Source organism: Gilliamella sp. GillExp13, from assembly GCF_001690815.1.
GTDB lineage: Bacteria > Pseudomonadota > Gammaproteobacteria > Enterobacterales > Orbaceae > Gilliamella > Gilliamella bombi.
In genome coordinates, this window is record NZ_LZHJ01000048.1 from 1 (window position 1) to 7,682 (window position 7,682).

The 7,682-nt window shown below is 35.7% G+C and carries 6 protein-coding genes and 2 pseudogenes; 5 read left to right on the plus strand and 3 right to left on the minus strand.

The window, feature by feature from the left end:
- On the plus strand, positions 1–1,103 hold a 1,103-nt coding region (locus A9G37_RS12790; RefSeq protein ID WP_065574651.1), incomplete at its 5' end, for a hypothetical protein.
- 272 nt (positions 1,104–1,375) lie between these two features.
- Here the strand turns inward: A9G37_RS12790 and A9G37_RS03625 are convergent.
- The 3 genes from A9G37_RS03625 to A9G37_RS03635 form a co-directional block, all read right to left on the minus strand.
- Positions 1,376–2,533, minus strand: coding sequence for an ABC transporter permease (locus A9G37_RS03625; RefSeq protein WP_218059293.1), 1,158 nt, complete (start codon positions 2,531–2,533; stop codon positions 1,376–1,378).
- Complete coding sequence (locus A9G37_RS03630) at positions 2,530–3,642, minus strand: HlyD family secretion protein (RefSeq protein WP_081297640.1); 1,113 nt, start codon at positions 3,640–3,642, stop codon at positions 2,530–2,532. Before A9G37_RS03630 ends, A9G37_RS03625 begins: the two co-directional genes overlap by 4 nt.
- A gap of 74 nt (positions 3,643–3,716) precedes the next feature.
- Positions 3,717–4,214 (minus strand): MarR family winged helix-turn-helix transcriptional regulator, encoded by a 498-nt coding sequence (locus A9G37_RS03635; RefSeq protein WP_065574652.1) that lies wholly within the window; start codon positions 4,212–4,214, stop codon positions 3,717–3,719.
- A gap of 207 nt (positions 4,215–4,421) precedes the next feature.
- On the opposite strand from A9G37_RS03635, the pseudogene nirB reads away from it, so the two are divergent.
- The 4 genes and pseudogenes from nirB to A9G37_RS03650 all read left to right on the plus strand — a co-directional run.
- Positions 4,422–6,944 (plus strand): annotated as a pseudogene (gene nirB, locus A9G37_RS03640) (nitrite reductase large subunit NirB).
- Between the two features lies 1 nt (position 6,945).
- On the plus strand, positions 6,946–7,278 hold the full coding sequence (gene nirD / locus A9G37_RS03645) for a nitrite reductase small subunit NirD (protein WP_065574653.1): 333 nt from the start codon (positions 6,946–6,948) through the stop codon (positions 7,276–7,278).
- Positions 7,279–7,305: 27 nt separating this feature from the next.
- Positions 7,306–7,404 (plus strand): annotated as a pseudogene (locus A9G37_RS13470) (nitrite transporter NirC); the annotation flags it as partial.
- A gap of 68 nt (positions 7,405–7,472) precedes the next feature.
- Positions 7,473–7,682, plus strand: a 210-nt coding sequence (locus A9G37_RS03650) for a helix-turn-helix domain-containing protein (protein ID WP_065574654.1), incomplete at its 3' end; no start/stop codon positions are given.

Here is a 7,682-nt window from a genome sequence, read left to right on the forward strand (position 1 = left end):
GGCAGAGATGGGCAAGAAAATCAATTGGGTTAGTTGATTATTGTTATTTAACAGAAATCGATAATCTTGCTTTAAAAGTTATGGGGCTAGAAGGCAGTCAACCAATGAATCCCGATAAAGTAATGCCGATTTCAGTTATACATGAAATGATCAGCTCACCACTATTTTATGTGTTTGAAAAAATTATTATGCCAATGAAAGCTAAAATTAATAGCTTGTCAAAAATCAAAGTACTATTAAATATGACTCAAAGTTCAGATGCTGCGGTTATGATTTTAGCTAATTATTGTCATTCAAATCATATTAATATTAACGAGTCTGATATTGTGTTATCCGATTGCATACCTTCGCCTGAAATCATCCATGAATGGATAGATACAAAATATGATGAATCTATTTTAATGATTAATTTGGTATACGATGTTAAGAACCAATTATCTTTTAGTGAATATTGCTGTGCATTATTATTTTCTAATGTTAAGAAAGCATTAAATCTATCCAAATTAAGAGTATTTAGACCTCTTAAAACTGAACTTACTGATTTAAGTGATGATATTGGTTATTTAATTAAAGCCGAGCAGGTTGAAAAGAAACGAGTTAATCAATTATGGACAACATCTTTATCTTCTTCTGCATTAAATATTTTAAAGGAGACATTTTTTGATATTAATGGCGAAATTATAATTGCGCCAAATAAAGTTTATCCACTAGATCTTAATTTAGGTAAATTAAGCAAAAGCCATGCATGGCTTGCATTAGCTCTGGCTGCTGATGGGGTAAATCAGGGACAAAAGGGGCAAATGATAGCTGCGCAAGGAAGTAATGAAATTTATATTATGCAATTATCGGATAGAACCATCCAACGTATCGAAGAAAACGATGAATTATTGATTTTTCCAACGGTTTATTTTTTTAGTCTTGTTTTTTGCCTGTATTCTATTGTTGCTTTATTGGCTGTTAATTATGTTGAACTAAAGGAAATATTATCAATAATTGTTTTGAGTACTTTTTTATCGGTGATTGCAGTTTGTATTCCGCTTTATTTTAAACTACAGTGTTATCAAGAAGAGTTTGATGAAATTTGGTTTGAATCGTTTAGATGATAACTTAAAGGTAGTTTTTGTAGGGGAGGTGATTTGAGTTATTGTTTGAATAGTATTTTATTGGGCACGGTTATCTGAATTTTGTGATTGGAAAAGTTGCTTTAGTGAGCATCAGCTTTATAAAGTTATTGTTGTGATACTCCAAAACAAAAGGAGATATCAATAATAAATTTCACCCACGGTGAAAATTCACCGAGGGGCGTAAAAAAGATGTGATGTTGTATCAAATTTTTACTTAAACGTAGGTGTTACCTGAAAGTTTTTGACAAAAATTAGTTCTTTGCTGCCTTTTTGGTTCGCTCGACAAATATCATCACGATAAAAGCAATAATCGTTAAATAGATGATGAAAGCCCCATAAGTTGCTAACATATCAATCAGTGAGCGTCCTCGCATGGCAAAATCGCGGAAAAATTTAAATAACCAAACTAATGGGAAAGCATGGCTAACATAGTAAGTCCAAATTGGCATTATTCCCACAGCCATTGTTGAACCGCCCATGATAAACCCTGGAGGTACTAAGAAAATCATTTTACCTGCGCCTTCCCCTGGATTGTTAGTTTTCCAAGACAGTAACAACCCTAGCCAACCAAATGCCAATCCTGTCATAAATATGCTCGGTACAAAAGCAAAATAGTTACCGTCAAAACGCAGTTGTCCAAATATAACAAGTATGGCTGTGATAAGCGTTAATGCTGTTGTAAAAAATAGTGCATAAGGAATTGATTTTGCTAATAAAGGTAAGAATCCTCTTTCTATTGTTTGTTCCCACATGCCAGTTACTTTTAAGCGACCAATAATCATTAATGAGGTTAGGCCGTAAGTCAGTGACGAGAAAAAGTAGACAAAATATATAATCGTCGATATGGTGGACGAGCTTGCAGGATTAAACATATATCGTGTTTTAAGTTGCATTGGTGATAAAGTTGCTTCAATGCCTTCTTTACCAAGTCCTAATGCTGCAACTTTACCAACACTAAGTTCAGCCCCCAATTCTGGAATATATTCATTTAGGCTTTGTAGTACTTTGGCATTTTGTGCATCGTTTGTATCATCAGCAAAATAGCCTAGGCGTACTGTTTGATCGCCTTTTTTTAAGCTTTTTTCTAGACCTTTAGGAATATATAAAACACCTAAATTACGGTCGTGTGAAACCAATGTTATTGGATTTACTGGCGATCTTATTACTTCTGTCACTTCAATATAAGGCGATGTATTGACTTTGCTAATTAATTCAGTCGAATAATGAGAACCATCAAGATCAATAACTGCAATTTTTCCTTCAAACACAGCTCCATGACTTAATACAATTGAAAAAACAAGCGAAACAATAGCAGCTAAGCCAAGCGAAACTTTATAATAAGGTATAAAATGGCCAGACAACATGGCGTCAAGCTCTTCAAGCATGGATTTAATGATGTTTTGCATCATTTTTCAACCTCAAGTGTCATTCCAGTTAATAGTTTAGGAATTGATTCTATGTAAATTCTGACTTGATAAGAGGTTAAATCAGCTTGACCTCGTTCTCGTGTCATGCGTAAATCAGCAAATGATGGCGCAGCGGTGGCAAAACGTACTTTTCCTTTTACTTCTTTGTTAAGTGCAATTACATTTGCTGTAACCGTTGTGCCTGGTTGATAGTCATTAACCATTTTTTCATTTACATAAATGTCGATATATTTACGATCGGTTTCTAATAAGACTGCTGGCGCACCGTTTGGTACCATTTCGCCATCTTCAAACATAAGTTTTAATACTTTTCCATCTTCAGGTGCTCTTAATGTTAGTCGATCATAATTAAGCTGTAGTTGTTTTAATTCAGCTTCGCCTTGCGCGAGTTGTGATTGAAGCTGTGTTAATTGATTTTGGCGGTTTAGCAGTTTTTGTCGTGCAATTAAGATTGATTGTATTGTCATTCCTGTTGCATTTTTTGTTTGCTCAAATTGGCTAATTTGTTCAGGCGTCGCACCAATCATTAAGGTAGAAAGTTGACTTTCAATTTGAATAACTTGCATTTTTGCATTAATAAAAACATTACGAGCATTATCAAGTTGTGACTGCGAGTTTCCCCCCGACTTACGTAATTGGGTTTGGCGATCAAATTCAGTATTAGCTAGGTTTCGAGTCGATTTTGCTGCTTCTAAATTGGCTTGCACTTCTTCTATTTTTCGCCAAGTTGATAATTCTGAAAGGTTGGTTTCACTTTCAGTGATTTCAATATTTTTTTGTTCTTGGTTTACTGCCGCCTTTTGGCTATCAACTAAAGCTTGTAGTCGATCGATAGCTAGTTTGGTATCAATATCTTCTAATTGCATTAAAGGATCACCTTTTTTTACTATTTGTGATTCTTCTACAAATCGCTTGGTGACTTTTCCTCCGACATTTTGAAAGGCAATATTAATCTCATCGGCAGTTAATACACCAGATTTGATGCTTTTGGCAACCGAGACCGCATCATTTCTTGATCCTAAAAAGATTAAAAATGAGCCAAAGATTAGCAGGAGTAAAAAGATAACAGGAATTTTGACATTTTTTTTCATATACAGCTTATTTTCCATTTATTTAGTCAGCTAACTATTTAAGTGAAATGAAGGACTTTAATGATTAAAGTCCGTTATTTTCGTAATAATTTACGTAACATCAATATTAAAGACTCTTGTTCTTGCGAATTGAGTACTTGTGCAAAAGCGCGAATTGATTTTAGGTGATTGGGCAATGCATTTTGAATCAGCTTTTCGCCTGTATGTGTTAAAGCGATTAATCGAGAACGACCATCATCACCACTTTTTGACATCGAGATTAAAGGCTCTGGCGCTGCCAGCATTCGTTTAACCATTACTGATACTGTTGCTGGTGTTACACCAATGCGCAAAGCAAGATCACTGGTACAGATTTCACCTTCTGAAAACAATGACATCAATAAGGCAAACTTACCTTCAGAAACGCCGTAATCTTTATCTAATTGCGCATAGATATTAGCACGAATTAAATCGGCAGTTGTTATTAAGCTCAAAACCAGATCAACACCAGAAACATCAACGATGTCATCGTTAAATCTTTGTGATCGAGCTATGGTTTCACGTGAAGGAAGCTTTCTTGAATTGTAATTCAATTATCATTACTCAATTTATTTAGTCGGCTAATTATACTAATTTAGCTAAAATTAGCAATTATTTTAAGTACGTTTTTGCAAGTTTGATATTTAAGTACTACTAAAGTAGTAATTCTTGAGGGTAGTTATATTCTATGCACAGTTTCATACAATGTTATTAAATTAAAATTTTTTAGCAAGTTAATTAAATTAAAATTGGAGTTATGTATGAGTAAAACCAACCTCGTTATTATTGGTAATGGGATGGTTGGGCATCGTTTTATTGAAGAGTTAATTGATAAAATGCAACCCAATCAATTTAATATTACTATTTTTTGTGAAGAACCTCGTCTTGCTTATGATCGGGTACACCTTTCTTCTTATTTTTCTGGTCACACAGCAGAAGCGCTTTCTCTAGTTCGCGAAGGTTTATACGAAGAGAATAATATTAAAGTCTTACTTAATGAACGGGCTATTTTAATTAACCGTCAGCGTAAGGAGATTCACTCTCAACAAGGGCGAATTGTTGCTTATGATAAATTGATTATTGCGACAGGATCTTATCCTTGGGTACCACCGATTAAAGGTGCTGATGGTTCGGATTGTTTTGTTTATCGTACAATTGAAGATCTTGATGCTATTCAAGAATGTGCAAAGCGTTGTCAAAAAGGCGCTGTTGTGGGTGGTGGATTGCTTGGACTTGAGGCTGCTGGAGCTTTAAAAAACTTAGGTATGGAAACGCATGTGGTTGAGTTTGCTCCAGTGCTTATGGCTGAACAGCTGGATGTGCAGGGTGGAGAACAACTACGTCGTAAAATTGAGGAGATGGGGGTAGGTGTTCATACCAGTAAAAATACTCAAGAAATTATTCACACACCTGCTGGGAAAATCATGTAATTTGCGGATGGCTCGGCACTTGAAGTCGATTTTATTGTTTTTTCAACTGGCATTAGAGCAAATGATAAATTAGCTCAAGAATGTGAGTTAGAAATCGGTCCTCGCGGGGGCATTGTTATTAATGATTATTGCCAAACTTCGGATCCTGATATCTATGCTATTGGTGAATGTGCTTGTTGGCAAAACAAGGTGTTTGGTTTAGTTGCACCAGGCTACAAAATGGCTCAGATTGCCTTAGCGCATTTAATGGGACAAGTAGATAAATTTGAAGGCGCCGATATGAGCGCTAAGCTAAAGCTTATGGGAGTCGATGTCGGTAGTATTGGCGATGCTAAAGCAAAAACAATAGGGTGTCATAGTTATGTTTATTTAGATGAAACAACGCCAGTTTATAAAAAATTGGTTGTTTCGAATGATAATAAAAAGCTTTTGGGTGCGGTATTGGTTGGCGATACGTCAGATTATAGTAATTTATTGCAATTAATGCTTAATGATATGGATCTACCTGAACATCCAGATACGTTGATACTGCCTGCACATGCAGGAGCAAAACCAGCTATGGGGGTTGATGTGCTTCCCGATTCAGCACAAATCTGCTCTTGTTTTGATGTGACTAAAGAAAAAATTATTAATGCCATTAATGCTGGTTGTCATACGGTTGCAGCAATCAAAGCTGAAACTAAAGCTGGGACTGGGTGTGGAGGCTGTATCCCACTTGTTACACAAATTCTTAATTTAGATTTAGCTAAACAAGGCATTGAGGTCAGCCATGCATTATGCGGACATTTTAAATATTCGCGTCAGGAGTTATATCATCTTATCCGTGTTAAGGGCTTAACGTCTTTTGAGCAAGTAATTAAGAAACATGGTAAAGGCTATGGCTGTGAAATTTGTAAACCTACCGTCGGATCTTTATTAGCTTCATGTTGGAATGATTATATTCTTAAAGATAATTTGATTCCTCTACAAGATAGTAATGATATTTTCTTAGGTAATATTCAAAAAAATGGTACTTATTCGATAATTCCACGTAGTGCTGGTGGTGAAATTACTCCAGAAGGATTAATTGCTGTTGGCCAAATAGCTAAAAAATATCAGCTCTATTCTAAAATTACAGGTTCACAGCGCATTGGCTTATTTGGAGCTCAAAAAGACGATCTTCCAGCTATTTGGAAGGAGCTTATTGAGGCTGGTTTTGAGAGTGGTCATGCTTATGCCAAAGCATTAAGAATGGCAAAAACCTGTGTAGGTAGCACTTGGTGTCGATTCGGTGTCGGAGATAGTGTTGGTTTGGGTGTTGAGCTAGAAAACCGCTATAAAGGCATTCGTGCACCACATAAATTTAAACTAGGCGTATCAGGTTGTACACGTGAATGTGCCGAAGCGCAAGGAAAAGATATCGGTGTTATTGCTACTGAAAAAGGATGGAATCTTTATGTGTGTGGTAATGGTGGTATGAAGCCTCGTCATGCTGATTTACTTGCCGCTGATCTCGATAAAAATACACTAATCCGATATATTGATCGTTTCCTTATGTTTTATATTCGTACCGCAGATAAATTACAACGGACGTCAGTCTGGCTTGAAAATTTAGATGGCGGTATTGATTATTTACGTAGTGTTATTATTGACGATAAATTAGGCATAAATGCTGAGTTAGAAAGTGAAATGACACGCTTACGTAAATTAATGGTATGTGAATGGAAGGAAGCTGTTGAAAATACAGAAGGTCAAATTCGATTTTCTCATTTTATTAATAGTAACAAACGTGATGAGAATATCCAAATCGTACCTGAGCGTGATCAGCATCGCCCAGCAACAGCAGAAGAACGTAAAGTAATGTTAGGGGAATAATATGAGCCAATGGATAACTATTTGTAAACTTGATGAGATTTTACCTGGCACAGGAGTTTGTGCACTTGTTGGTAATGATCATGTGGCTATTTTTCGCCCTTATAATAATACTGAGCTTTATGCGATTAGTAATATTGATCCATTTGCTAAGGCAAGTGTTTTATCCCGAGGCATTATAGCAGAACATGAAAATGAGTTATGGGTGGCAAGTCCGCTTAAAAAGCAACGCTTTCGTTTAAAAGATGGTTATTGTTTGGAAGATGAACAATATTCAATCCCTCATTATGAAGTAGATGTTAATGACGATGGGATCGTACAAGTAAAGTCGCGCTAAATGTATTTTTAAAAGGATAAATTAATTATGTATACAGAGACAATTAATAAATGTGCAGCAAATACTGCGCGTATTGTTCGTTTGGCAAAAACGAACCCATTTGGTTTTTGGCTAAGTGGATCGGCTACACTAATTAGTACCAGTTTTATAAGGTCATTGTTATGATAAACTAAAAATAAGAGAAGGTAACAACAATGGCAATCGATTCATCACGAAGAACAAAACGTAGCTTTACTAACGAGTTCAAAAAACAAATGGTCATGCTATATCAAAATGGTAAAAAACGTGCGGATATCGTCGCAGAGTATGACCTCACCAAATCAGCATTAGATAATTGGATAATGCAGTACCAAACTACCGGCTCATTCATCGCAAAAGATAATCGTCGAACTGAAGATAACGAA